This window comes from Streptomyces sp. NPDC041068 (genome assembly GCF_040647455.1).
GTDB lineage: Bacteria > Actinomycetota > Actinomycetes > Streptomycetales > Streptomycetaceae > Streptomyces.
Genome location: NZ_JBEZCG010000012.1, coordinates 45,698 through 69,621, shown reverse-complemented (window position 1 = coordinate 69,621; position 23,924 = coordinate 45,698). Strand labels below are relative to the sequence as shown.

25 protein-coding genes and 1 riboswitch are annotated in these 23,924 nt (G+C 71.7%); of the genes, 19 read left to right on the top strand and 6 right to left on the bottom strand.

Going from position 1 to position 23,924, the window contains the following annotated elements:
• Nucleotides 1–7: 7 nt before the first annotated feature.
• From AB0B50_RS26940 to AB0B50_RS26930, 3 genes are all read left to right on the top strand, one after another.
• The gene (locus AB0B50_RS26940; RefSeq protein WP_362337060.1) at nucleotides 8–316 is read left to right on the top strand and encodes a hypothetical protein; all 309 of its coding nucleotides are present in this window, start codon (nucleotides 8–10) and stop codon (nucleotides 314–316) included.
• 358 nt (nucleotides 317–674) lie between these two features.
• Nucleotides 675–851: riboswitch (cyclic di-AMP (ydaO/yuaA leader) on the top strand.
• 3 nt (nucleotides 852–854) lie between these two features.
• Nucleotides 855–1,328, top strand: coding sequence for a C40 family peptidase (locus AB0B50_RS26935; protein ID WP_362337057.1), 474 nt, complete (start codon nucleotides 855–857; stop codon nucleotides 1,326–1,328).
• Nucleotides 1,329–1,410: 82 nt separating this feature from the next.
• Nucleotides 1,411–1,983, top strand: coding sequence for a DUF6328 family protein (locus tag AB0B50_RS26930; protein WP_362337054.1), 573 nt, complete (start codon nucleotides 1,411–1,413; stop codon nucleotides 1,981–1,983).
• Here the strand turns inward: AB0B50_RS26930 and AB0B50_RS26925 are convergent.
• Nucleotides 1,922–2,539, bottom strand: coding sequence for a LysE family translocator (locus AB0B50_RS26925; protein WP_362337051.1), 618 nt, complete (start codon nucleotides 2,537–2,539; stop codon nucleotides 1,922–1,924). The two genes, AB0B50_RS26930 and AB0B50_RS26925, sit on opposite strands and share 62 nt — an antisense overlap.
• A 100-nt stretch (nucleotides 2,540–2,639) precedes the next feature.
• On the opposite strand from AB0B50_RS26925, the gene AB0B50_RS26920 reads away from it, so the two are divergent.
• A complete protein-coding gene (locus tag AB0B50_RS26920) occupies nucleotides 2,640–3,557 on the top strand; it encodes a LysR family transcriptional regulator (RefSeq protein ID WP_362337048.1) in 918 nt (305 codons plus the stop codon).
• Nucleotides 3,558–3,619: 62 nt separating this feature from the next.
• Here AB0B50_RS26920 and AB0B50_RS26915 read toward each other — a convergent pair whose 3' ends face one another.
• Nucleotides 3,620–4,072, bottom strand: a complete 453-nt coding sequence (locus AB0B50_RS26915; RefSeq protein WP_362337045.1) for an ATP-binding protein — start codon at nucleotides 4,070–4,072, stop codon at nucleotides 3,620–3,622.
• A gap of 273 nt (nucleotides 4,073–4,345) precedes the next feature.
• On the opposite strand from AB0B50_RS26915, the gene AB0B50_RS26910 reads away from it, so the two are divergent.
• Both AB0B50_RS26910 and AB0B50_RS26905 read left to right on the top strand, forming a co-directional pair.
• Nucleotides 4,346–5,221, top strand: a complete 876-nt coding sequence (locus tag AB0B50_RS26910) for a helix-turn-helix transcriptional regulator (RefSeq protein WP_362337042.1) — start codon at nucleotides 4,346–4,348, stop codon at nucleotides 5,219–5,221.
• Nucleotides 5,218–5,442 carry a DUF397 domain-containing protein gene (locus tag AB0B50_RS26905; protein ID WP_362337039.1) on the top strand — a complete coding sequence of 75 codons (225 nt, stop codon included), beginning with the start codon at nucleotides 5,218–5,220 and terminating at the stop codon, nucleotides 5,440–5,442. The genes AB0B50_RS26910 and AB0B50_RS26905 overlap by 4 nt, the downstream gene beginning before the upstream one ends.
• Before the next feature lie 33 nt (nucleotides 5,443–5,475).
• Here AB0B50_RS26905 and AB0B50_RS26900 read toward each other — a convergent pair whose 3' ends face one another.
• Nucleotides 5,476–6,702, bottom strand: a complete 1,227-nt coding sequence (locus AB0B50_RS26900) for an 8-amino-7-oxononanoate synthase (protein WP_362337036.1) — start codon at nucleotides 6,700–6,702, stop codon at nucleotides 5,476–5,478.
• A 120-nt stretch (nucleotides 6,703–6,822) separates the two neighbouring features.
• On the opposite strand from AB0B50_RS26900, the gene bioB reads away from it, so the two are divergent.
• From bioB to AB0B50_RS26880, 4 genes are all read left to right on the top strand, one after another.
• Complete coding sequence (gene bioB, locus AB0B50_RS26895) at nucleotides 6,823–8,046, top strand: biotin synthase BioB (RefSeq protein WP_362337033.1); 1,224 nt, start codon at nucleotides 6,823–6,825, stop codon at nucleotides 8,044–8,046.
• Nucleotides 8,039–9,325: an adenosylmethionine--8-amino-7-oxononanoate transaminase gene (locus AB0B50_RS26890; protein ID WP_362337030.1), complete on the top strand. Its 1,287-nt coding sequence runs from the start codon at nucleotides 8,039–8,041 to the stop codon at nucleotides 9,323–9,325. The genes bioB and AB0B50_RS26890 overlap by 8 nt, the downstream gene beginning before the upstream one ends.
• Nucleotide 9,326: 1 nt before the next feature.
• Nucleotides 9,327–10,061, top strand: coding sequence for a dethiobiotin synthase (gene bioD / locus AB0B50_RS26885; RefSeq protein WP_362337027.1), 735 nt, complete (start codon nucleotides 9,327–9,329; stop codon nucleotides 10,059–10,061).
• A gap of 210 nt (nucleotides 10,062–10,271) precedes the next feature.
• Entirely contained in the window at nucleotides 10,272–10,946 is a 675-nt protein-coding gene (locus AB0B50_RS26880) for a class I SAM-dependent methyltransferase (protein WP_362337024.1), read from the top strand.
• Nucleotides 10,947–10,975: 29 nt separating this feature from the next.
• Here the strand turns inward: AB0B50_RS26880 and AB0B50_RS26875 are convergent, their stop codons facing one another.
• Entirely contained in the window at nucleotides 10,976–11,347 is a 372-nt protein-coding gene (locus AB0B50_RS26875; protein ID WP_362337762.1) for a fic family toxin-antitoxin system, toxin component, read from the bottom strand.
• Nucleotides 11,348–11,351: 4 nt separating this feature from the next.
• Entirely contained in the window at nucleotides 11,352–11,579 is a 228-nt protein-coding gene (locus tag AB0B50_RS26870) for an antitoxin (RefSeq protein ID WP_362337022.1), read from the bottom strand.
• 164 nt (nucleotides 11,580–11,743) lie between these two features.
• Between AB0B50_RS26870 and AB0B50_RS26865 the strand changes: the two genes are divergently transcribed.
• The 6 genes from AB0B50_RS26865 to abc-f all read left to right on the top strand — a co-directional run bounded on the left by AB0B50_RS26865 (nucleotide 11,744) and on the right by abc-f (nucleotide 20,561).
• Complete coding sequence (locus AB0B50_RS26865) at nucleotides 11,744–12,607, top strand: ABC transporter ATP-binding protein (RefSeq protein WP_362337019.1); 864 nt, start codon at nucleotides 11,744–11,746, stop codon at nucleotides 12,605–12,607.
• 14 nt (nucleotides 12,608–12,621) lie between these two features.
• Nucleotides 12,622–15,186: an FtsX-like permease family protein gene (locus AB0B50_RS26860; protein WP_362337017.1), complete on the top strand. Its 2,565-nt coding sequence runs from the start codon at nucleotides 12,622–12,624 to the stop codon at nucleotides 15,184–15,186.
• Between the two features lie 100 nt (nucleotides 15,187–15,286).
• Nucleotides 15,287–16,168, top strand: coding sequence for an LLM class F420-dependent oxidoreductase (locus AB0B50_RS26855; protein ID WP_362337014.1), 882 nt, complete (start codon nucleotides 15,287–15,289; stop codon nucleotides 16,166–16,168).
• 328 nt (nucleotides 16,169–16,496) lie between these two features.
• Complete coding sequence (locus AB0B50_RS26850; RefSeq protein ID WP_362337011.1) at nucleotides 16,497–17,831, top strand: hemolysin family protein; 1,335 nt, start codon at nucleotides 16,497–16,499, stop codon at nucleotides 17,829–17,831.
• A complete protein-coding gene (locus AB0B50_RS26845; protein ID WP_362337008.1) occupies nucleotides 17,828–18,841 on the top strand; it encodes a hemolysin family protein in 1,014 nt (337 codons plus the stop codon). Before AB0B50_RS26850 ends, AB0B50_RS26845 begins: the two co-directional genes overlap by 4 nt.
• A gap of 112 nt (nucleotides 18,842–18,953) precedes the next feature.
• Entirely contained in the window at nucleotides 18,954–20,561 is a 1,608-nt protein-coding gene (gene abc-f, locus AB0B50_RS26840) for a ribosomal protection-like ABC-F family protein (protein ID WP_362337005.1), read from the top strand.
• A gap of 53 nt (nucleotides 20,562–20,614) precedes the next feature.
• Here abc-f and AB0B50_RS26835 read toward each other — a convergent pair whose 3' ends face one another.
• A complete protein-coding gene (locus AB0B50_RS26835; RefSeq protein ID WP_362337002.1) occupies nucleotides 20,615–20,869 on the bottom strand; it encodes a holin in 255 nt (84 codons plus the stop codon).
• 300 nt (nucleotides 20,870–21,169) lie between these two features.
• Between AB0B50_RS26835 and AB0B50_RS26830 the strand changes: the two genes are divergently transcribed.
• The 3 genes from AB0B50_RS26830 (at nucleotide 21,170) to AB0B50_RS26820 (ending at nucleotide 23,822) form a co-directional block, all read left to right on the top strand.
• A complete protein-coding gene (locus AB0B50_RS26830; protein WP_362336999.1) occupies nucleotides 21,170–22,081 on the top strand; it encodes an SGNH/GDSL hydrolase family protein in 912 nt (303 codons plus the stop codon).
• 55 nt (nucleotides 22,082–22,136) lie between these two features.
• Nucleotides 22,137–22,457 carry a DUF6191 domain-containing protein gene (locus AB0B50_RS26825; protein ID WP_362336997.1) on the top strand — a complete coding sequence of 107 codons (321 nt, stop codon included), beginning with the start codon at nucleotides 22,137–22,139 and terminating at the stop codon, nucleotides 22,455–22,457.
• Between the two features lie 300 nt (nucleotides 22,458–22,757).
• Complete coding sequence (locus AB0B50_RS26820; RefSeq protein ID WP_362336994.1) at nucleotides 22,758–23,822, top strand: hypothetical protein; 1,065 nt, start codon at nucleotides 22,758–22,760, stop codon at nucleotides 23,820–23,822.
• Nucleotides 23,823–23,924 lie beyond the last annotated feature (102 nt).

Sequence of the window (23,924 nt, the reverse complement as noted above, 5' to 3'; positions counted from 1 at the left end):
GCCCTCGATGCTGCCGCCCGAACTCCCTCCCCTGCCGGCCCTGACCCGCGCCGAGGCCGACCTGATCGACCGCTATCTCGAGGTCGTCGACCTGGTCGGCAGGATCAACCCGGCGCGATCCGGGCACACGTACGGCGGACTGCGTGCCGCCCAGGCCCTGGTCGGCAGGGCGACCGCCCTGCGGGACGCGCTCACCCTCATGCACCAGCGGGGCGAGAGCGAGGTGCACGCCACCACGCTCGCCGAGGCCCTGCGCGTCCTCGACGGCGAGCGGCGGTCCCGGCGGGTCACCGTGCCGCCCCCGCCCGGCAGTTGACCCCCGCGCCGAGCGCCACGCACCCTCCACCGGAACGTCCCGGACCGCTTCGAAACGGACCAGAAGGGCTACTTCGGACGGCGTAGCGAGGCGTCCGCCGACGAGCCGTGGAGAGTTGCGCCAGGTGTGTACAGCGCGGGCGGAATAGCACATTCCGATGCTGGTCGAGCCATCGTCAGACCATCCCTCCGTAACCCCAATTCGTCGGTGTCCACCCGAACGGGTCAGTCGTGAGGAGCCTCACAAAACGCCGTTTCGGCTCGGTTTTTTCGCCCTTGTCGGGTCAAGATCCCTTCCGACGACAAGCCCCCGCCACAGCGGCGGGGCGGTCCGGGCGGACGCCGAGTCCTGCCGCCACCCGGATGACCGGTCGACATCGGTGCAACGGCAGGAGTGGAGGACCCAGGCATGACGGGCCCGTCCGGGAAGTCCGGACGACGCCCTTGGGGTGAAGCCGCAGAGCACGACGCGGCCGGGCATCTTCGCCTGCCCGAACCCGACAGGTCATCCTTCACAGGCGGCTGACGAAGGGTTGCGCATGACTGCGCTGAATCATGTTCCGTCGCTGCTCAGCAGGACCGGTGCCGCATCGGTCCTCACGCTCGCCGTCGTAGGCGGCACCGTCGTGGCCCCCGGGCTCGCGTCGGAGGCCGAGGCGGCCACACACGGGACGAAGGCGCTCAAGATCGCGGCGTCCAAGAAGGGCTCCCCGTACCGCTACGGCGCCGCGGGTCCCAACCGGTTCGACTGCTCGGGCCTGACGCTCTACTCCTTCAACAAGACGGGCAAGAAGCTGCCGCGCACCGCCGCCGCGCAGTACAACAAGACCAAGCACATCTCGAAGTCCCAGCGCACCAAGGGCGACCTGGTGTTCTTCCACTCCGGCCGGAACGTCTACCACGTCGGGATCTACGCGGGTAACAACAAGATCTGGCACGCCCCCAAGACGGGGACCGTGGTGCGTCTGGAGAAGATCTGGTCCAACAGCGTCTGGTACGGCCGGGTCCGCTGACCCCGCCGCGGTCGGTCCGGCGCGCGCCTCGCACCGTCAGGTGCCGGTGCGTGGAGCGCGCCGGCCGGGATACCCGTCCGGCATGTCCGACGACTTTTCCTGTACCGCTCGCAACGAAACGCCGTTGGAGCGCGCCGACCGCAACTTCGGGGAGCTGCTCCAGGAGCTGAGGGTGACGCAGACCGGGGTGCAGATCCTCTTCGCCTTCCTGCTCACCCTCGCCTTCACCCCGCGGTTCCCCTCGCTCGACGCCGTGCAGCGCGGCACCTACGTCACGACGCTGCTGCTCGCCGTGGTCGCGGCGGCGCTGTTCACGGCGCCCGCCGCGCTGCACCGCTCGCTCTTCCAGCAGCGCGCCAAGCCGCTCGTCGTGCAGGTGTCGTCCCGGCTCGCCGAGGTCGGTCTGCGGGTCCTGATGCTCGCGCTGTCCGGTTCGGTGCTGCTCGTCGTCGACGTGACGGCGGGGCGCGTCGAAGGGGTCGTCGCGGGCGCGGGGACGCTCCTGGTGTGCGTCGGGCTGTGGGGCGTACTGCCGCGCCTGGTCCGGCGGCCGGTGGCGCGCGCCGTCGCGGCGGCGCAGGAGGTGCCGGGTGTCATGCCATCAGGGGCTCGAGGAGGAGCACCAGGCCCAATGCGCCGAGAGCGGTGCCGGTGACGGCCTCGACGGCGCGGGCGGTGCGCGGCCTGCGCAGCCACCTGCCGAGCCGGTCCACGAGCAGCGCCACGACCGGGAACCAGAGCAGGGCCAGCGCCACCACGATCGACGCGAGCAGCAAGGTCCTGGGCATCGCGGGGCTGCCGTCGGGCACGAACTGAGGCAGCACGCTGAGGAAGGTGATCGACGCCTTGGGGTTCAGGGCGTTGGTCAGGAAACCCTCGCGCAGTCCGCCGCCCTGCGCCGCGGGTTCGCCCGCCGCCGCGGTGCGTGGCCGAGCCGCGGAGCGCAGCGCGCGGTAGGCGAGGACCAGCACATAGCCGGCGCCGATGAGTTGCAGCGCCCTGAAGAGCGCGGGCACGGCGGCCAGCACCGCGGCGACACCCGCGACCGCCAGCGCCGTGTGCACCAGGAGCCCGCCCGCGACGCCGACCGCACAGGCGACTCCGGCCCGCCGGGAGACCAGGGCGTTGCGTACGACGACGGTGAAGTCGGCGCCCGGCATGGCGACCATGCCCGCGGCGACCGAGGTGAAGGCGACCAGTTGTGCGTCCATGCGCCCAGCGTGCCCGGCCGAAGCCTTCAGCAGGTATGTGGAATATCCTGGGTCTGCCTTAAGCAGGCGTTTAGGGAGTGCAGGTGTTCAGGGAGCTTCCATGTACGACCCCACGCGTCTCGCCGCGCTCGTCGCGGTCTCCGAGGCCGGTTCGATCACCCGGGCCGCCGAGCGCCTCGGCTACACCGTGCCCGCGCTCTCCCAGCAACTCGCCAAGCTGGAGCGGGAGGCGGGCACCGCTCTTCTCGTACGTCACCACCGCGGGGCCCGGCTGACCGGCGCGGGGGAGCTGCTCGTGGGCCATGCCCGCCGGGTGCTCGACGAGATGGAGCGGGCGCGGCACGAGCTGGCGCGGCTCGCCGGGCTCTCGGGCGGGCGGCTGCGCGTCGCGACCTTCCCGACGGCCGGCATCCATCTGCTGCCGCCCGTCCTGAGCGCCTTCCGCAGGGCCCACCCGGACGTCGAGCTGACGGTGACGGGGCACGAACCGCCCTTCGGTGTCGCGGCCGTGGCGGCGGGCGAGGTCGATCTGGCCCTCACGCACACCTATGAGCCGGCGGACCCGGTGCCGCTGCCCGCCGCCGTGTCGGCCGAGCCGGTCCTGGTCGAGGAGCTGGTCCTGGTGACCCGGCCCGGCCACGCGCTCACCGGCGCGGCCTCGCGGCTGCCGCTCGCCGACCTCGCCGGGCAGCCGCTCATCAGCATGGCTCCGGACCATCCGCCCCGGCAGGCCGTGGAGCGGGCCCTCGCGCGGGCCGGTGCCGCGCCCGCGGTGCTCGTCGAGTCGCCCGGGTACGCGCTGGTCTGCGCCCTGGTCAGTGCGGGGCTCGGCGTCGCCGTGGTGCCCGAGATGGTGGCGCGCACCGCCGCGACCCCCGTCGGCACGCGGCTCCTGGAACCCGGCGATCTGCGGCGCACCATCTCCGTCGTGCACCGCACCGACGAGTCGAGCCCGGCGGCGGACTCCTTCCGGGCTCTGCTGCGCGGGGTCTTCGGGCGCTCGGCGAGTGCGGCCTGACCGGCGGCGGTCGGCGGGCAGCGAGCGGCGGTCGGCGAGCGATCCCCGACCGGTGGGCGGCGTCAGCGCGCGGGGTCGCGGTGTCTGCGCTGGACGCGCGCCGTCCACGGCAGTGCGATCCACACGGTCTTGCCGCCCTCGTCGGTGGGGCTGACCGAGAGCCTGCCGCCGCACTCGGCGGCCAGCCAGCGGATGATGACCATGCCCCGGCCGTTGTCCTGCTGGACCGCCGCGGGCAGCCGCTTGGGGTAGCGGGGGTGGCTGTCGGTGACGCCGATCCGCAGCTGCTCGTCCCGGTCGAGCTCGACGTCCACCGTGAAGGTCGGCGACTGTCCCAGGGTGTGCTGCACGGCGTTCGTGGCGAGTTCGGAGACGATCAGCCTGATGGTGTCGGCCACCTCGGTGTCGCCGGGCAGGCCCCATTCGGCGAGCACGCGCGAGACGTATTTCCGGGCCGCGGGGACCGAGGCAGGATCGCTCGGCAGAGTGACGGAGGCTTCCTGGTGGTCTGCCATGGCGACGCTGTCCCTTTCCCATCGGGACCGGTCTCCGACTCGTCGCGGATGACTCGAGGACAGTCCCGAACTGGTGCTTCGCGCCAGCCTGCCACTCCTTGGCCGGTCACGGGCGGCGATCCACCGAGATGTGCATATATCTGTCGCTCGAAGCGGTGAACTCTGCTACGGCAGACCGTATTTGGGCGAGAGACTGGTCCTTCCTCTACTGTCGCCTACTGCCCCCGCTCTGCCGCCGGGATCCCCGACGGCTTCATCCGGAAGGAGACGGGCATGCAGTACGGCCCCGCGGTGCGCCGCCGCCAGCTCGGTGCCGAACTGCGCGCGCTGCGCACCCACGCGGGACTCACCAGCAGCCAGGCCGCGGCCAAGGTCGGCTGGCACCAGTCGAAGGTGAGCCGGATCGAGACGGGTCGCAGCGGCGTCAAGGCCGCCGACGTACGGCTGCTGCTCGCGGCGTACGAGGTGAAGGACCCCCAACTCAGCGATCTGCTGGTCGCGTTCGCGGGCAGCGACGACCCGGGCGAGGGTCGCCACCACTGGTGGAAGGCGTACCGCGATCTCCTGCCCGCCACGTATCGCGACTTCATCAGCCTGGAATCCCAGGCGAGTTGGGTGCGCACGCTCGAAACCACCGTGGTGCCAGGGCTGTTGCAGACCCCCGAGTACGCGCGCGCGGTGACCAGGGCCGCGCTCGGCGGCCTGCCGGAGGAGCAGGTCGACGCCCTGGTGGAGGTCCGCCTGGCCCGCCAGGACGTGTTGCGCGCGGATCCTCCGCTGCGACTGAGCGTGATCCTGGACGAGGCGGTGCTGCGCCGCACGGTCGGCGGGGAGCAGGTCTTCGCGGGGCAGTTGACACGGTTACGAGAGGTGGCCCTGTTGCCGCATGTGCGGCTTCAGGTGCTGCCCTTCGCCGCCGGCGAGCATGCGGGCCTGATCGGTCCTTTCGTTATTTTTTCATTTCCGAACATTGCTGATCTGGATGTGGTTGTTCTCGACCATTTGACGAGTAGCCTCTACATCGAACGGAAAGAAGACCTCCAGGCGTACACGGAGGCCTTCAACTCCCTTCAGGTACAAGCGCTATCACCCGAGGACTCCACGGATTTCATCGCCGGGCTCTGCGACGGCGCGAAGGAGGCAACATGACCGCAATGCCTCGGTACGTACCTTCCAGCACGACCCTTCAAGGTGCGCGGTGGCAGCGCAGCAGTTACAGCAACGGAATGAACAACTGCGTCGAGACGGCCACACTCGACTCGGGTCCGCTGACCGGCCTGTGCGCCGTGCGTGACTCGAAGAACATCGCAGGGTCAGCCCTGCTCTTCTCCCCCGGCCCCTGGGAGTCGTTCCTCACCAGCCTGCGGTGAGCAGAGCCCGGCCCCTCGTGGGCTCGGTTCACTTCACCGCGGCGCGTTGCGGCTGATCACCCGTACGGCATCGACGATCTGCGCGTCGGTGAGGTCCGCGCGGGCGGTCAGTCGCAGCCGTGAGATCCCGTCCGGCACCGACGGCGGCCTGAAGCACCCCACCGCGAGCCCGGCGGCCCGGCAGTCGGCCGCCCAGCGCACGGCCTGCTCCGGTGACGGCGCGCGCACGGAGACGACGGCGGCGTCGGGACGTACCGCCATGAGCCCCTCGGCCGTCAGGCGCCGGTGCAGTTCGGCGGCGACCTCGCGGGCACGCGCGGCGCGTTCGGGCTCACGGCGCAGCAGGCGCAGGGCCGCGAGCGCGGCGCCCACCGCGGCGGGCGCGAGACCCGTGTCGAAGATGAAGGTGCGGGCGGCGTTCACCAGATGCTGGATCACCTTCGCGGAGCCGAGCACGGCGCCGCCCTGGCTGCCGAAGGACTTGGAGAGGGTGAGGGTGACCACGGTGTCGTCCGCGCCCGCGAGCCCCGCGGCATGCGGCGCGCCCCGGCCGCCGTCGCCGAGCACACCGAGCCCGTGGGCGTCGTCGACGACGAGACCGGCACCGAACTCCCGGCAGGCCGCGGCGAGTTCGGCCAGCGGAGCCATGTCGCCGTCCACCGAGAACACCGAGTCGGACACCATGACGGCGGGTCCCGCGTGCGCGTCCAGCGTCTTGCGCACCGCTTCGGGATCGGCGTGCGGCACCACCTGCGTCGTCCCGCGCGCCAGCCGGCAGCCGTCGATGAGGGACGCGTGGTTGCCCGCGTCGGAGACGATCAGGGTGCCGTGCGGGGCGAGCGCGGTGACGGCGGCGAGGTTGGCCGCGTAGCCGGAGGAGAACACGAGCGCGGCCTCGAAGCCGCAGAACTCCGCGAGCTCGCGCTCCAGTTCGGCGTGCAGCTCCGTGGTGCCCGTGACGAGCCGGGAGCCGGTGGCGCCGCCGCCCCACCGCCGGGCGGCGACGGCCGCGCCCTCGGTGACCTCGGGGTTGCGGGTCAGCCCCAGGTAGTCGTTGCTCGCCAGGTCGAGGAGGCCGTCCGCCTCGGCGGGGCGCGGCCGCAGGGTGCGCACGAGCCCGGCGGCGGCGCGCAGCCGCGCCTGCTCGTCGATCCAGTCGAACGCCGAGGACGCCGAGGACGCCGCGGACGCAGAGGACGCCGCGGACACAGGAGACGCAGAGGGCGCAGCCCCCGTGACGGGGTGCCTGTTTGTAGACATTCCACAGACCCTAGCCGCCTTGCTCCCCGGCCAGGATGTGGCAATACCCACACCTCAAACCGTTTCTGTTGTGCGAACTCTCCTTGGCCGGACATGCTGCCGTACGTAAGGATCAGCGCCATGAACCTGCTGAACACGCTGGTGGACAAGGGGCTTCGGCGCGAACTGCCGACCCGTGAAGAGGCGCTGGCCGTCCTGGCCACCTCCGACGACGATCTTCTGGACGTAGTGGCTGCCGCCGGAAAGGTACGGCGGCAGTGGTTCGGACGACGGGTGAAACTCAACTATCTGGTCAACCTCAAGTCGGGTCTGTGCCCGGAGGACTGCTCGTACTGTTCGCAGCGGCTCGGCTCCAAGGCCGAGATCCTCAAGTACACCTGGCTGAAGCCCGACGAGGCCTCCGAGGCCGCGGCGGCCGGCGTCGCGGGCGGCGCCAAGCGCGTGTGCCTGGTGGCCAGCGGCCGCGGGCCGACGGACCGTGACGTCGACCGGGTCGCGCAGACCATCGCGGCGGTCAAGGAGGCGAACGAGGGCGTCGAGGTGTGCGCGTGCCTCGGGCTGCTCTCGGACGGTCAGGCGGAGCGGCTGCGGGGTGCGGGCGCGGACGCGTACAACCACAACCTCAACACCTCCGAGGCGACGTACGGGGACATCACCAAGACGCATACGTACGCCGACCGTGTCGACACCGTGCAGAAGGCGCACTCGGCCGGGCTCTCCGCCTGCTCGGGGCTGATCGCCGGCATGGGCGAGAGCGACGAGGACCTGGTCGACGTGGTGTACGCGCTGCGCGAGCTCGACGCCGACTCGGTGCCGGTGAACTTCCTGATCCCCTTCGAGGGCACGCCGCTGGCCAAGGAGTGGAACCTCACGCCGCAGCGCTGCCTGCGCATCCTCGCCATGGTCCGCTTCGTCTGCCCGGACGTCGAGGTGCGCATCGCGGGCGGCCGCGAGGTCCATCTGCGCTCGATGCAGCCGCTCGCCCTGAACCTCGCCAACTCGATCTTCCTGGGCGACTACCTGACCAGTGAGGGCCAGGCGGGCAAGGACGACCTGGCGATGATCGCGGACGCCGGTTTCGAGGTCGAGGGCACGGATCAGGTGACGCTGCCGAAGCACCGTGTGGACGCGGCCGCCACGGCCGCGGGCTGCGGTTCGCACGAAGGGGCCTGCGGTTCGCACGAGGGCGGCTGCGGTTCGCACGAGGCAGGCGGCGGGTGCGGCCCCTGCGGGTCGGCCGAGCCAGCGCCCGTAGCGGAGACCCCGGCCTCCAACGAGGCGCGCACGGACCTGGTGGCGGTGCGCCGCCGGGGCGCGGGAACGGACCTGGCACCCAATGCCTGACCTGCCCACGGCCGACCTGCTCGCGCTCGACCGGCAGCACGTCTGGCACCCGTACGGGCCGATGCCGGGTCGGCAGGAGCCGCTGGTCGTCGAGTCGGCGAGCGGCGTGCGGATGCGTCTCGCGGACGGCACCGAGCTGGTCGACGGCATGTCGTCCTGGTGGTCGGCGATCCACGGCTACAACAACCCCGTCCTCAACGACGCGGTGCGCGGCCAGTTGGACCGCATGAGCCACGTCATGTTCGGCGGCCTCACGCACGAGCCCGCCGTCACGCTCGCCAAGCGCCTCGTCGACATCACGCCCGAGGGTCTGGAGCACGTCTTCCTCTCCGACTCGGGTTCGGTCGCTGTCGAGGTCGCGGTGAAGATGTGCCTGCAGCACTGGCGCTCGCTCGGCCGCCCCGAGAAGCGGCGGATGCTGACATGGCGCGGCGGCTACCACGGCGACACCTGGCAGCCGATGGCCGTGTGCGACCCCGAGGGAGGCATGCACGAGCTGTGGCAGGGCGCGCTCCCGCAGCAGGTCTTCACGGACGCGCCGCCGGGTGGCTTCGACACGTACGACGCGTCCTACGCCGCTCATCTCCACGAGCGGATCGGGGCGCACGCCCACGAACTCGCCGGTGTGATCGTGGAGCCCGTGGTGCAGGGGGCAGGGGGAATGCGGTTCCACTCCCCCGGCTACCTCCGCGCGCTCCGCGAGGCGTGCGACGCCCATGACGTCCTCCTGGTCTTCGACGAGATCGCGACGGGCTTCGGCCGCACGGGCGCGCTGTTCGCGGCCGACCACGCGGGCGTCGCCCCCGACGTGATGTGCCTCGGCAAGGCGCTGACCGGTGGTTATCTGTCGATGGCGGCGACGCTGTGCACGCCGCGCGTCGCGGACGGCATTTCCCGGGGCGAGGTGCCGGTCCTGGCCCACGGGCCGACGTTCATGGGCAATCCGCTGGCCTCCGCGGTGGCCGGCGCCTCGATCGACCTGCTGCTCGGCCAGGACTGGCAGACCGAGGTCAAGCGCATCGAGACCGGCCTGCGCGACGGCCTGGCCGAAGCGGCCGTCCTTCCTTCCGTACGGGAGGCCCGCGTCCTCGGGGCGATCGGCGTGGTCCAGCTGGACCACCCGGTGGACATAGAGGCGGCGACGCGGGCCGCGGTGCGCGAAGGCGTGTGGGTGCGGCCGTTCCGCGACCTGATCTACACGATGCCGCCGTTCATCACGAGCGACGACGACGTGGCGCGCATCACGCGCGCCGTGTGCGCCGCGGCGAAGGAGGGCTGACATGACGGTGATCGTGGTGTCCGGTACGGGCACGGAGATCGGCAAGACGGTGACCACGGCCGCGGTGGCCGCCGTCGCCCGCGCGGCGGGGCGCAGCGTCGCCGTGCTCAAGCCCGCCCAGACCGGAGTCGCGCCCGGTGAACCCGGCGACGCGCAGGAGGTGACGCGGCTCGCGGGCGACGGCATCACCACGCTCGAACTCGCCCGCTACCCCGAGCCGTTGGCACCGGACGTCGCGGCGCGACGGGCATCGCTCGCGCAGATCCACCCGCAGGACGTGGCAGACGCCGCGGCGAAGCTGGCGACCGAGCACGATCTGGTCCTGGTCGAGGGGGCGGGCGGGTTGCTCGTGCGCCTCGACGACGAGGGCGGCACGCTGGCGGACGCTGCCCGGCTCCTCGCCGCACCGGTCCTGATGGTCGTCTCGGCGGGCCTCGGCTCGCTCAACACGACGGCGCTGACGGCCGAGGCGCTGCGGGCGCGCGGCGTGCGCCAGCTGGGACCGCTGGTCGGCAGCTGGCCGGCCGTCCCCGACCTGGCGTCCCGCTGCAACCTCGCGGACCTGCCGAAGGACGCGGGCACGCCGCTCGTCGGCGCGATCCCGGAGGGTGCCGGATCGTTCGACGGGCCGGACTTCCGCGCTGCGGCCGGGAGTTGGCTCGCTCCCGAGCTGGGCGGCACGTGGGACGCGGCGTCGTTCGCTTCCCGGGAGGCGCCTGCGCCTCTGACGCGTTGAGCACATGACGCGGGCCCGGCGGGGCCTCGGGGCGGGCGCACCTTGGGGGGGCGCCCGCCTCTTTGTTCCCCCACCGTCGCAGGCGTGACGTCCTCGTTCATCCGAGGCTCACCCGAGTCGTGTCCGCAGGAGGAGAACGGTCCCCACCGGGGCACCATTTCGGTAACCGCTCGCTTTTGCGGCAACCGCTCGCTCCGCCGAGGAGGGCCCATGTCACCGCGCGCCGCCAAGTCGGCCCACAGGGACGCCGTGCACCACCCCGTCTTCGCCCGCGTCTACGCACGTCAGAGCGTGGCCGCCGAACCCGTGATCTCCGTACACCGCAAGGAGCTGCTCGCCGGGCTCTCCGGCCGGGTCATCGAGGTCGGCGCGGGCAACGGCCTGAACTTCGCGCACTATCCGCGCGAGGTCTCCGAGGTCGTCGCGATCGAACCGGAGCGCCTCCTGCGGAAGTTGGCCGTCTCCGCGGCCCTGCGCGCCGACGTACCCGTCGACGTGGTGCCGGGCGCCGCCGAGGCGCTGCCCGTCAAGAGCGAGGCGTTCGACGCGGCCGTCGTGTCCCTGGTGCTGTGCAGCGTGCGCGATGCGCCCAGAGCGCTCGGCGAGCTGCGCCGGGTCCTTCGCCCCGGCGGCGAGCTGCGGTTCTTCGAGCACGGCCGGGCGCCGGGCACGCTGATGGCGCTCGCCCAGCGCGCCCTGGACCGCACGGTGTGGCCGCCGCTGTTCGGCGGCTGCCATGTCTCGCGGGACACGCTGGGCTCACTGCGCGAGGCGGGGTTCGAACTCGGCGCGTACCGCCACGTCCTGGTCCCCGCCAAGGGTCCGCGCCTGCCCAGCTCGTACTGCGTGATCGGCACGGCACGGCGTCCGGACAGCGAGGTCTAGCGAGGCCGACGGGCCGCGGCGCCCGGATCTCACAGGCTCCACAGGCGCAGCTGCTCCGCGATGGCGTGGACGCTCGCGCCGTCCTCCTTCACCAGACGGGCGAGGTCACGCACCTGCTCGGGGGATGTGACGACCTTCAGGCCGCTGGAGACGAGATAGGCGTAGGCGACGGAGGAGGCGAAGAGCGCGTTGGAGCGTTCGAGTGCGGGGATGTGGAGCAGGACCTGGAGGAGGGCGGCCGCCCGGTCGTGCGGCGTTTCGTAGACGGGCATGCCGAATATCTCCGCCTCATGTCTGCTGACGGCGGCGACGAGCGCGCCCCAGTCGGTGACCTGGGGGTCTCCGGGCGTCTTGTGTTCGGCGATCATCAGGAGCCAGGCAAGATCGATTCTGAGGTTCAACGGCTCAGCGACGACCTTCTCGCTCGACACCGAACTCCTCGGCGAAGACCGACTCGTACTGCTTCATGAAGTCGGCGGCCGCCTCGACGAACGTATGCCCGACCTCGCCCGCGTCCTGCTTGACCAGTTCCTCGATATAGCGGTTCACGCTCATGCCACGGGCCAGCGCGCGTTCCCGCGCGGCCCGGGCGGTGTCCTCGTCCACCCGCACGTTCAGCTGAGTCTTCGCCATACCGTCAAGCTAGCGCCGAGGCGCTAGCACGACAAGGGCGCCAGGACCATGCCCCTTACATACGTCTCGGGGCCCACCCCAAGGGGGATTCCGGACACCAGGGACACCCCACTACTCTTCGCGGAATCAAGGGAGTTGGAACGGCCACAACCCAGGAGGCGGCCTTGTCCACACCTGCTTCGGCACCGTTCACGGGTCACTCGGAGCCCGCCCGGATCGCCGCGCGCGCCCGCGGCCTGACCAAGGCGTACGGCTCGGGCGAGACCACCGTGCTCGCCCTCGACTCGGTCGACGTGGACATCGCGCGTGAGCGCTTCACGGCCGTCATGGGGCCCTCCGGTTCGGGGAAGTCCACCCTCATGCACTGCCTGGCCGGGCTCGACAGCGTCTCGGCGGGCCAGGTCTGGCTCGGCGACACGGAGATCACGGGCCTCAAGGAACGCGAGCTGACCCGGCTGCGGCGGGACCGCATCGGGTTCATGTTCCAGTCCTTCAACCTCATCCCCACGCTCAACGCCCTGGAGAACATCACGCTCCCCATGGACATCGCGGGGCAGCGGCCCGACCGCGCGTGGCTGGAGCACGTCATCGACACCCTCGGCCTGCGGGACCGGCTCGGGCACCGTCCCTCGCAGCTGTCCGGCGGGCAGCAGCAGCGGGTGGCCTGCGCGCGGGCGCTCGCCGCCAAGCCCGAGCTGATCTTCGCCGACGAGCCGACGGGCAACCTCGACTCGCGGGCCGGCCTGGAGGTCCTCGGCTTCCTGCGCGACGCGGTCGACCAGCTCGGTCAGAGCGTGGTCATGGTGACCCACGACCCCGGCGCCGCCGCCCACTCCGACCTGGTGCTCTTCCTCGGCGACGGGCGGATCGTGGACGACATGGAGCGGCCGACGGCCGAGGCGGTGCTCGAACGCATGAAGCGGTTCGACGCCATGCACGCGGTGGCGCCCGCCCCGCGCGCGCCCGCCGACAGCCCCGGCAGTGCCGACGGCGCCGACAGCGCCGACAGCGCCACCGAGCAGAGCTGAGCCGGGGGGCCGTCGTGCTGAAGGCGACGCTCAGGAGTTTCCTCGCGCACAAGGGCCGGCTCGTGCTCTCCGCACTCGCCGTCCTCCTCTCGGTCGCGTTCGTCGCGGGCAGCCTGATCTTCTCCGACACGGTGAACCGCACCTTCGACCGGCTCTTCGCCTCCACATCGGCCGACGTGACGGTCGCGCCGAAGGACGACCTCGACGAGGCGGTGCCCTCCGGGCGGACACCGACCGTGCCCGCGAGCCTCAAGGAGCGGGTGGCGAAGGTCGACGGGGTCGCCGACGCGCACGTCGACGCGTCGGTGAACAACATCGTCGTCGTCGACAGCGAGAACGAATCGGTGGGGCCCACCACCGGCGCGCCCACCATCGCCACCAACTGGTACCGCACGGACCGCAGCCCCGTGGAGCTCACCTCCGGCCACGCCCCGCGCCGCGCGGGCCAGGCCGTGCTCGACGCGGACACGGCCGACAAGAAGAACGTGGAGATCGGCGACACCCTCACCGTCCAGGCCCGGCCCGGTTCGTTCGAGGTCGAGATCGTCGGCATCGCCACGTTCACCACCACCAACCCCGGCGCCGCCCTCGTCTTCCTGGACACCGCGACCGCCCAGCGCGAGCTCCTCGGCTCGACGAGGGCGGCCACGAGCATCTCCGTGACCGCGGCCGACGGCGTCAGCGACACGACGCTCAAGCGCAGGATCGCCGCCGAACTGGGCTCGGGCTACGACTTCGAGACCGCCGACGAGCAGGCCGAGTCCGCGGCGGAACAGCTCGGCGGCTTCCTGGACGTCATCAAGTACGTGATGCTCGGCTTCGCCGGCATCGCCGTGCTCGTGGGCGTCTTCCTGATCGTCAACACCTTCTCGATGCTGATCGCCCAGCGCACCCGCGAACTGGGCCTGCTGCGGGCGCTCGGCGCCGACCGCAGGCAGGTGCGCCGCTCCGTCCTGACCGAGGCACTGCTGCTCGGCCTGGTCGGCTCGACGCTGGGCCTCGCCGCCGGGATCGGTCTGGCCCTCGGCCTGATCGAGCTGATGGGCCTGCTCGGCATGAACCTGAAGTCGACGGAGATGGTCATCGGCTGGGCGACACCCGTGGTCGCGTACGTCGTCGGGGTCGGCGTCACGTTCGTCGCCGCGTACCTCCCGGCGCGGCGGGCGGCACAGGTCTCGCCGATGGCCGCACTCGCCGACGCGGAGATCGCCGGTGTGGGGCGGCCGCTGAAGGTGCGGGCCGTGGTGGGCTCCGTCGTCGGGGTGGCCGGTGCCGCCGCGCTCGTGGGTTGCGCGACCGCGCAGAAGACCGCGTCCGCTGCCTCCCTGCTCGGTCTCGGTGTCGTCCTCACCCTCGTCGCCACCGTGATCGCGGGACCGCTCCTGGTGCGTCCGGTGATCCGGGTCCTCGGCGGCGCGTTCCCCGCGGTCTTCGGCTCGATCGGCCGGATGAGCCAGCGCAACGCGCTGCGCAACCCGCGCCGCACGGGGGCCACGGCCGCCGCGCTGATGGTGGGACTCGCCCTGGTCGGCGGGCTCTCGGTGGCGAGCGCGTCGATGACGAAGTCGTTCGACCGGCAGATCGACAAGACGCTCGGTGCCGACTTCGTCGTGCAGAACAGCAACTTCATGCCGTTCTCCTCGGAGATCGTCGACAAGGTCAAGGACACCGAGGGCGCGGGCCTGGTCGTACGCCAGCGCTTCACGCCGGTCGAACTGACGCTGCCCGACGGCAAGAACGTCGAGTCGACCGCCGCGGGCTACGACGCGGGGCTCGACGACGTCGCCAACGTCTCGTACGCCCAAGGGAGTTCGCGCGCCGCACTGGCCCCCGGGCGCATCGGCATGGACCAGGACTTCGCCGAGAAGCACGAGGTGCGGCTCGGGGACGCGCTGCCCGTGCGGTTCCCCGGCGGGCGTACGACGAAGCTGACGGTCGGCGCCCTCACCGACCAGGAGTCCCCCGAGGGCTTCGGCGTCGAGGGCGGGCTCTTCATGGGCTTCGCCACGGTCGAGAAGTACGTGCCCGGCGGCCAGGACTCCGCGCTGTACGTCAACGCGGCCTCCGGCACGGACGCGGGGGCGCTGCGCGCGAGCCTGGAGAAGACGCTCGATCCGTATCCGCAGGTGCAGGTGCGCGACCAGGCCGACTACAAGGAGCTGATCCGGCAGCAGATCGCCGTGATGCTCTATCTCGTCTACGCGCTGCTCGGCCTCGCGATCGTCATCGCGGTGCTCGGCGTCGTCAACACCCTTGCCCTGTCGGTCGTGGAGCGCACCCGGGAGATCGGGCTGCTGCGCGCGATCGGGCTCGGTCGGCGTCAGCTGCGCCGCATGATCCGGCTGGAGTCGGTGGTGATCGCCGTGTTCGGGGCGCTGCTCGGCCTCGCGCTCGGCCTTGTCTGGGGCGTGGCCGTGCAGCAGGTCCTCGCGCTGCAGGGCATGAAGGAGCTGGCGTTCCCCTGGACGACCATCGTCGCGGTGGTGATCGGCTCGGTGGTGGTGGGCCTCGCGGCGGCGCTGCTGCCCGCGTTGCGTGCATCACGCATGAACGTACTGGCGGCGATCGCGCACGAGTGATGGACTGACCGCAGGGACGCCCCTGTGTGCGAGACACCCCTGCCCGCACGACCGTCGTTGTGCACGGGGCCGCCAAGTCTGCGACAGACGAGGAGAGTTCATGTCTCGCCCGTTCCGCTTCGGCGTCAACATGATGGCCCCTTCGACAGGCGACGAGTGGCGCGGGAAATGCCGCAGGGCCGAGGAGCTCGGCTACGACATCATCCTGGTCGCCGACCACCTCGGCATGCCCGCGCCGTTCCCCTCGGTCGTCGCCGCGGCCGAGGCCACCGAACGCCCCCGGGTCGGCACCTGCGTCCTCAACGTCGGCTTCTGGAACCCCACCCTGCTCGCGCGCGAGGTGGCCACGACGGACGCGCTCACGGGCGGCCGTCTCGAACTGGGGCTCGGCACCGGATACGTCAAGGCCGAGCACGACCGCGCGGGCCTGCCCTTCGACTCGCCGGGCGAGCGCGTGGCCCATCTCCGGCGCACGATCGAGGAGTTGAACAAGCTCCTCGGCTCCGAGGACCACGCGCCCCGGCCCGTGCAGAAACCGCGCCCGCCGCTGCTGATCGGCGGCAACGGCGACCGCATGCTGGAACTGACCGCCGAGCACGCCGACATCGCGGCGTTCACCGGGGCGCAGGCGGGCACGGACGGCACGCTGTCCGTACTGCCCGCCGAAGACGTCGAAGAGCGCGTCGCCACGTACCGCCGCTTCGCCGAGAACCGCGCCGAGCCTGCCGAGATGAACCTGCTGATCCAGGTGGTCGAGGTGACCCGGGACCGCAGGGCCACCGTCCGCCCCTCCCTCCACCTCACGCCCCACCTCACCGAGGACCAGGTTCTGGATCTGCCGATCCTGCTGCTCGGCACGGTGCGGGAGATGGCCGAGCAACTGCGCGTCCAGCGCGAGCGGTACGGCTTCTCGAACATCACCGTGCTGGAGCGGAGCATGGAGGCGTTCGGCCCGGTCATCGAGGAACTGAGCGGCAGCTGAGCCGCATGCCGGTCGCCGCCGCCCTCGCCCGTCCCGCAGAGCGAGAGCCGGTAGCCGCACGGCTCATCGCACGCGATCCCGACGCCCTGATCCTCGCGGTGCTCCCGGGTACCACCAGGAAGACCACTGGCGGCGTCGGGTGAAGCGGCTCGCGGGCCGAGGCGGCCCCGCCCCCGCATACGTTCGAAGCGTTTTGCTGATCCTTTACCATGGACACACCATTCGTACCGACTGAAAGGTGTGAGCGTCCGCCCATGGGCGAGCCTCCCAGTACCCGACATCGCGCATTCATCCCGCCCCTGCCCGATCATGGGACGGAGGTGACCCGATGACCGAAGTGCTCCTGCTCCTCGTGGCGCTCCTGCTCTGCCTGGCGTGTGGTGTCTTCGTCGCGGCGGAGTTCTCCCTCACGACGGTCGAGCGCAGCGAACTCGAGCGGGCGGTCGAACGCGGTGAGCGCGGCGCCGCGGGCGCCCTCAAGGCCGTCAAGAACCTGACCTTCCAGCTCTCCGGCGCCCAGCTCGGCATCACCGTCACCAACCTGGTGGTCGGCATGCTCTCCGAGCCGTCCATCGCCAAGCTGATCGCAGGGCCGCTGCGCGGCCTGGGGGTCCCGAGCTCGGCGGCCTCCTCGGTGGCTCTGGTCATAGGTACCGCCCTGTCGACGGTCTTCCTCATGGTCATCGGTGAGCTGGTCCCCAAGAACTGGGCCATCTCGTCGCCGCTCGCCATCGCCAAGCGGGTGGCCACGCCGCAGCGCATCTTCAGCGCCGCCTTCCGCCCGTTCATCGCGCATCTCAACAACACCGCGAATCGTTCCGTACGCCGCTTCGGCATGGAGCCCGCCGAGGAGCTGGCCTCCGCGCGCGGCCCCAAGGAGCTGGTGGCCCTCGCCCGGCACTCCGCCAAGGAGGGCGCGCTGGAGGCCGACACCGCCGAGCTGTTCGTACGCACGCTGAACCTCGCCGACCTCACCGCGGAGAACGTGATGACGCCGCGCGTCCAGGTCATGGCCCTGGACGTGCACGCCACCTGCGAGGACGTCGCGAACGCCACGCGCGTGACCGGGCTCTCCCGCTTCCCCGTCTACCGCGGCAACCTCGACACGGTCGTCGGCGTCGCCCACATCAAGGACGTCCTCACCGTGCCCGCCGAGCGCAGGCCACGCGTGTCCGTCGCCGAACTGATGCGGGAACCCCTGCTCGTGCCGGAGACGCTGACCGTCGACCGGCTCCTGGACCGGCTGTCCGGCAAGCGCACGATGGCCGTGGTCATCGACGAGTACGGCGGCACCGCCGGGGTCGCCACCCTGGAGGACATCGTCGAGGAGGTCGTCGGCGAGGTGCGGGACGAGCACGACCCGCACGAGACGCCCGACATCGCCCACGCAGGCACCGACGACGACGGCCGCACCCTCTACTCCGCCGACGGCGCCGCCCGCACCGACCAGCTCGCGCGGGTCGGCCTGCGGGCGCCCGACGGCCCCTACGAGACGCTCGCCGGACTCGTCGCCACGGAGCTCGGCCGCATCCCGGCCGTCGGCGACAGCGTCGAGGTGGGCGGTTGGCGGCTCGACGTCGTCGACGCCGCGGGACGTCGCGCGGCCCGCGTCATGCTGCACGCCCCGTCGGCCACCGACGCCCACGAGGAGGACGCCCGATGATCGCCGTCCAGTTGCTGATCGGCCTCGCGACGCTCGTCGTGAACGCCTTCTTCGTCGGTGCCGAGTTCGCGCTCATCTCCGTACGCCGCAGCCAGATCGAGCCGTACGCGGAGGAGGGCGACAAGCGCGCCAAGAGCGTGCTCTGGGGTCTGCAGCACGTGTCCGCGTTGCTCGCCGCCGCGCAGCTCGGCATCACGCTGTGCACCCTCGTCCTCGGCATCGTCGCCGAGCCCGCCATCGCACATCTGCTGGAACCGGCGTTCGACGCGGTCGGGGTGCCGCACGGCCTGGTCCACCCGATCTCGTTCGTCATCGCGCTGACCGTGGCCACCTACCTGCACATGCTGCTCGGCGAGATGATCCCGAAGAACATCGCGCTCGCCGAGCCGGTGCGCTCGGCGCTGCTGCTCGGGCCGCCGCTGGTGGCGCTCGCGCGGGCGCTGCGTCCGGTGATCTTCGCGATCAACGCGTTCGCCAACGGCCTGCTGAAGCTGTTGCGCGTCGAGGTGAGGGACGAGGTGTCGGCCAGCTTCTCCGACGACGAGCTCGCCCGCATGGTCAAGGACTCCTCGGACGCGGGCCTGATCGACGACCGCGCGCAGGAGCGGCTGCACGACGCGCTCGAACTGGGCCGCCGCCCGGTCAGGGACGTGGTCCTGCCCCTGGAGGACGTGGTCTACGCGCGCGTGGGCGTCACCCCGGAGCAGCTGGAGCAGCTCTCGGCCGAGTCCGGGTTCTCCCGCTTCCCCGTGGTCGACGACGGCCGCCGCATCGTCGGCTATCTGCACGTCAAGGACGCGCTGGACCGGGCACCGCGCGATCTGCCGTTCCGGGTGCCGGACATGCGGAAGATCGCCCAGGTCCGCGAGGCCACGCCGCTGGACGACGTGCTGACCGCCATGCGGGGCAGCCGTACGCATGTGGCCGCGGTGCTCGGCTCGGACGGCCGGCTGGCCGGAATGGTCACGATGGAGGATGTGCTGCGGGAGCTGTTCGGCCAGCCTGTGTGACCGGACCGTGTCGCACCAGCTGGTGCGGCCGGTCCGTGTGACCGGTTCGTGTGACCGGACCGGGTCGGCCAGCTGGTGCGACCCGACCGCCGATGCCCGAGGGGGATGCGCCGTGAGCCAACTCGTCCTGCGTGACGTGTCGTACGGATATCCGGACCGGCCCGTCCTCGAGCGGGTCTCGCTCTCGGTGCGCCCCGGCGAGCGGGCCGGGGTCATCGGCGAGAACGGCTCGGGCAAGTCGACGCTGCTGCGTCTGATCGCGGGCGAGTACGTGCCCGCCGAGGGCGAGGTGTCCGTCGTGTCCGACGGCGGCACCGGCCACCTCGCCCAGGTGCCGCGGCTGCCGCCGCACGCCACCGTGCGGGACGCGGTGGACGACGCGCTCGCCGAGCTGCGCGATCTGGAGCGGCGCATCCGGGAGGCGGAGGAGGCCCTCGGCTCCGCCTCCGACGCGGAACTGGCCGCCTACGGAGATCTCGTCGCCGCCTTCGAGGCGCGGGACGGCTACCGTGCCGACGCGCGCGTGGACGCTGCTCTGCACGGTCTCGGCGTACCGCATCTGGGGCGGTCGCGGACGCTCGGTTCGCTGTCCGGCGGTGAGGCCGCACGGCTCGCACTCGCGTGCGTGCTCGCGCCGCAGCCGGAGCTGCTGCTGCTCGACGAGCCGACGAACCACCTGGACGACCAGGCGCTGGGCTGGCTGGAGGAGCGGCTGCGGGCCCACCGCGGCACGGTCGTCGCCGTCACCCACGACCGGGTCTTCCTCGACCGCGTGGCCGAGGCGATCGTCGAGGTCGACGGGGACCGCAGGGCCGTGGCGCGCTACGGCGGCGGCTGGCACGGCTATCTGGAGCAGCGCACCACGGCCCGGCGCCGCTGGGAGGAGCGCCACCGCGCGTGGGCGGACGAGGTGGAGCGCCAGGAGCGCCTCGCGCAGGGCGGCTCGGACCGGCTCTCGACGGGGTGGCGGATGAGCGACAGTCCCCGGTTCGCCGGTCATCAGCGGTCGGTGGAGGGGCAGTTGTCCGGCATCGTGCGCAATGCGCGCGAGCGGCTGCGGCGACTGCGCGCCGAGCCGGTGCCGCGTCCGCCGGACCCGCTGCGGTTCGCGGCGGCGGTGGAGGGCGGCGGCCATCCCTTCGTACGTCCCGTGGAGCTCGCGGACGTGGTGGTCGGCGACCGTCTCGCCGTCGATGGCCTGACTCTGGAGCCCGGCTCGCGGACGCTGGTGACAGGGCCGAACGGCGCGGGCAAGTCGACGCTGCTGCGTGTCCTCGCGGGCGAGCTCACGCCCGACGGCGGCACGGTCCGCATTCCCTCCCGGATCGGCCATCTGCCCCAGGAGATCGAGCACGACGACACGGCACTGCCCCTCCTGGAGGCCTTCGCCGCCGGGCTCGACGGGCCGGCGGAGGACCACGCCGAGGCGCTGCTGTCCCTCGGCCTGTTCCGCGAGGAGGACCTGGCGGTCCCGGTGAAGGGCCTCTCCGTGGGCCAGCGCCGCCGCCTCACCCTGGCCCGCCTGGTCACCCGCCCCGCCGACCTCCTCCTCCTGGACGAGCCGACGAACCACCTCTCCCCCGCCCTGGTCGAAGAACTCGACGAGGCCCTCGCCGACTACGCGGGAACCCTGGTGATCGTCTCCCACGACCGCCGACTGCGGGAGCGGTTTCGTGGGGACGAGGTGGGGGTGGACGGGGGACGGGTGTTGCGGAGGTAGCCGCGGATGCGGTGAGGGGGCGGTACTGCGGGGAGCCGCAGGAGGCCCCGACCTCACGCCCGCCGCTGCCCCCTGCCCACCGCCGCCCTCGGGCTCTCCGTGATGCCGGGGCCCTTCCCGCCGACCTCCGAGGCGCCGATCGCCGTCAGGACCGCGAGGAGCGCCGCCAGGCCCGCCGTGGCGAAGGCCGCGCCCCACGGGGCGTCCACGAGGTTCGTCGCGCCCGCCACCAGGACGGCGGCGAGGGCCTGCGCGAAGGTGCGGATCGCACGTTCCGCGGTGGCCTTCCAGAAGGCTGCGGTCCACATGGCGGGCTCGCTCTCTCGTGACGACGGCTTGCCCTATGGCATACCGCCGTCACGCCGTACTGCCCAGCTCCGCCGCGACCCCTCGGACCGCTGACGCGGCGGCGGGCCCCGCCGTGGCCAGGAGGCGGCGGCACCGCCGCACGTGGAGTCCGTGCGCAGGCACTTCATCGACCTGCTGACCCCCGAGCAGATCGAAGCGTTCGCCGATGTGGGCGACACGGTGGTGGCGCACCTCACCGGCGACCGGGCCACGTGACGCCCTGCCACTCCCCCTCCCGGCGGGATACGATCGCTCCCGCCATGCAGATGAATGCCAACTACACCAGTCTCGTCGCGGTCGGCGACTCCTTCACCGAGGGCATGTCGGACCTGCTGCCCGACGGCAGTTACCGCGGCTGGGCCGACCTCCTCGCCGAACGGATGGCGGCGCAGAACCCCGGCTTCCGCTACGCGAACCTCGCGGTGCGCGGCAAGCTCATCGGGCAGATCGTCGCCGAGCAGGTGGACGCCGCCGCCGCGCTGCAGGCCGATGTGGTCACTCTGGTGGGCGGGCTCAACGACACGCTGCGGCCCAAGTGCGACATGAACCGGCTGCGCGACCTGCTCGACGAGGCCGTCGAACGCCTGGCGCCCTCCTGCAAGCAGCTCGTCCTGATGCGCAGCCCCGGCCGCAACGGCCCGGTGATGGAGCGGTTCCGCCCGCGCATGGAGGAGCTCTTCGCGCACATCGACAGCCTCGCGGCGCGGCACGGCGCGGTGGTCGTGGATCTGTACGGCACGGCCGTCCTCGGCGATCAGCGCCTGTGGGACGTGGACCGGCTGCACCTCACGGCCGAGGGGCACCGCAGGGTCGCCGAGGGCGTGTGGCAGGCGCTCGGCCACGCCCCCGAGGACGACTGGCAGAGCCCGCTGCCGACGGCGGTACCCCCGCGCTGGGTCGCACGCCGCATCGCGGACGCCCGCTTCGCCAAGCAGCATCTCGCCCCCTGGATCGGCCGCCGCCTGACCGGGCGCTCCTCGGGGGACAACATCTTCCCCATGCCGGTCCCGTACTGGGACAAGGCGGTGTGCGAGACGCACTGCGCGAAGATCCAGTGCTACGGATCCTGGCGGCAGCGCTGGACCGACAGGGCACCTGTCGCGTTCCCCCACGCACACCGGGCGGTCGAACCCGGCGATCACTGCGTGCTCTGCGCCGACGAGACCCCCTGAGGGGCGCCCGACCGGAACAGCTCCGCCCGCGGGCCGCGCGCCGGATACTGGCGGCATGCAATTCGCCTTCTTCGTGACCCTGCCCGGCCTGGTCGTCGTGCTGACCCTGCTGGCCTTCGTCGACCAGCTGCTGCTGCGCGCGGGCCGGGCCGGAGTGCTGCCGTGGCGGAACAGCGCACGTCAGGGGCAGATATCAGCGACCGGGTTCGAGCAGTTGCATGCGAGCTTTTCACCGGGCAAGCAGACGGAGCTCAAGGAAAGGCAGTCGGCACTGATCATGCCGGACAACGAGGACGACGGGGCTCCGCCCAACGGGACGACGGTGGACCTGACGGCGCGGAAAGCGGTCGTACGGATGCCGCGCTCGGGACGGTAGGGGATCGGCCGGGAGCCCGCTCGCACGGACCTCGCCCACGTCATCGACGCGCCCTCCGGAGGCCCGGTCTCCACGAGCACCGCATTCCGGCATCGCCCCAGCCCGAACCGCCTCTCACATGACCGGAACTACGCCTCTTGATACGTCATGTGACGCATTGACCCCACCATGCGATCGCGGTTGCATGTCTGTGGTCCTCCGGTGGAGAGCCGGAGGAGAGACCGTGTCTCAAGTGGGGGGATTATGAGGGGAAACACGAATCGGAGCACCACCGGACGCGCCAGACGTGTACCGGCCGCCGTGAGCGCGGCGGTCGCCGCCTGCACGGTCACGGCGGTGTTACCCGGAGCCGCCTCGGCCGCGCCCTCGGCCGTGGGCGCGAGCGCGGCCGATGTCGTGCGGATCAGCGTCGCGGCCGACGGCACCCAGGCCGACGACAATTCCTCCGGCGCCTCGATCACGGCCGACGGCCGCAGCATCGTCTTCTCGTCGTCGGCGAAGAACCTCACGCCCGACACCCCGACGGAAGGCGACAAGGTGTTCGTCCGTGACCAGCGGACGAGCCAGACCAGGCGGATGGGGCACCTGCCCCCGCTCCAGCCCCCGGTGATCAGCGACAACGGAGAGTACGTCGCCTATCCGGTGCAGTGGATGAACGGCGACCGGATTCGCCAGTACGAGGTGAGCACGGGAAGGACGATCACCGCCGGCTGCTCGCTCTTCACGTGCAACCAGCCGTCGCTGAGCTCGGACGGCCGCTACACCGCCCACATCAGCCTCTCCTACAGGCAACAGAGTTACGGCCAGCGCGTCCAGGTCGAGGACTGGAAGACCGCCACCATCGCGACCGTCGCCACCTTCGACCACACCGTCCCGTCCGAGCCGTCCATCAGCGACGACGGCCGCTACGTCGCCTACCAGAACGGCAAGACGAAGGACGTCTTCCTGTGGGACCGCACCGGCGGCACCACCTCCGGTCCGATCGAGGGCCCGACCGCGGAGGCGAAGCTCGTCCAGCTCAGCGACGACGGCGGCAAGGTCGTCTACCTCTCGGGCTCCGACACCTACGTCCACGACGTGAGCTCGGGAACCGCCCAACTGGTCCCGAACGTACGGGGCGTGGCCATCGATCCCACCGGCCGCTATCTGCTGCACACCCCCCACGACGCGACAGGACCGTCGACGCTCACGCTGCGCGACCTGCGGACGGGCACCGACGAGACCGTCTCAGCCCAGCCCGCCTCGGCCGAGACCGACGCGGTCAGCACCGGAGGGCGCGACGTGGTCTTCCACTCCACCGCCGACGACATCGTCCCCGGCGACACCAACGGCAAGTCGGACGTCTTCGTCCGCCGCTTCTACTGATCGTCCCGGTGACCGTCCCGGTGAAACGTCAAGCGACGGTCCCGCTCGCCGAGCGCGGGGCCGTCGCCTGGACGATGCTCCAACGGCCTGGGCGTTCTGGAC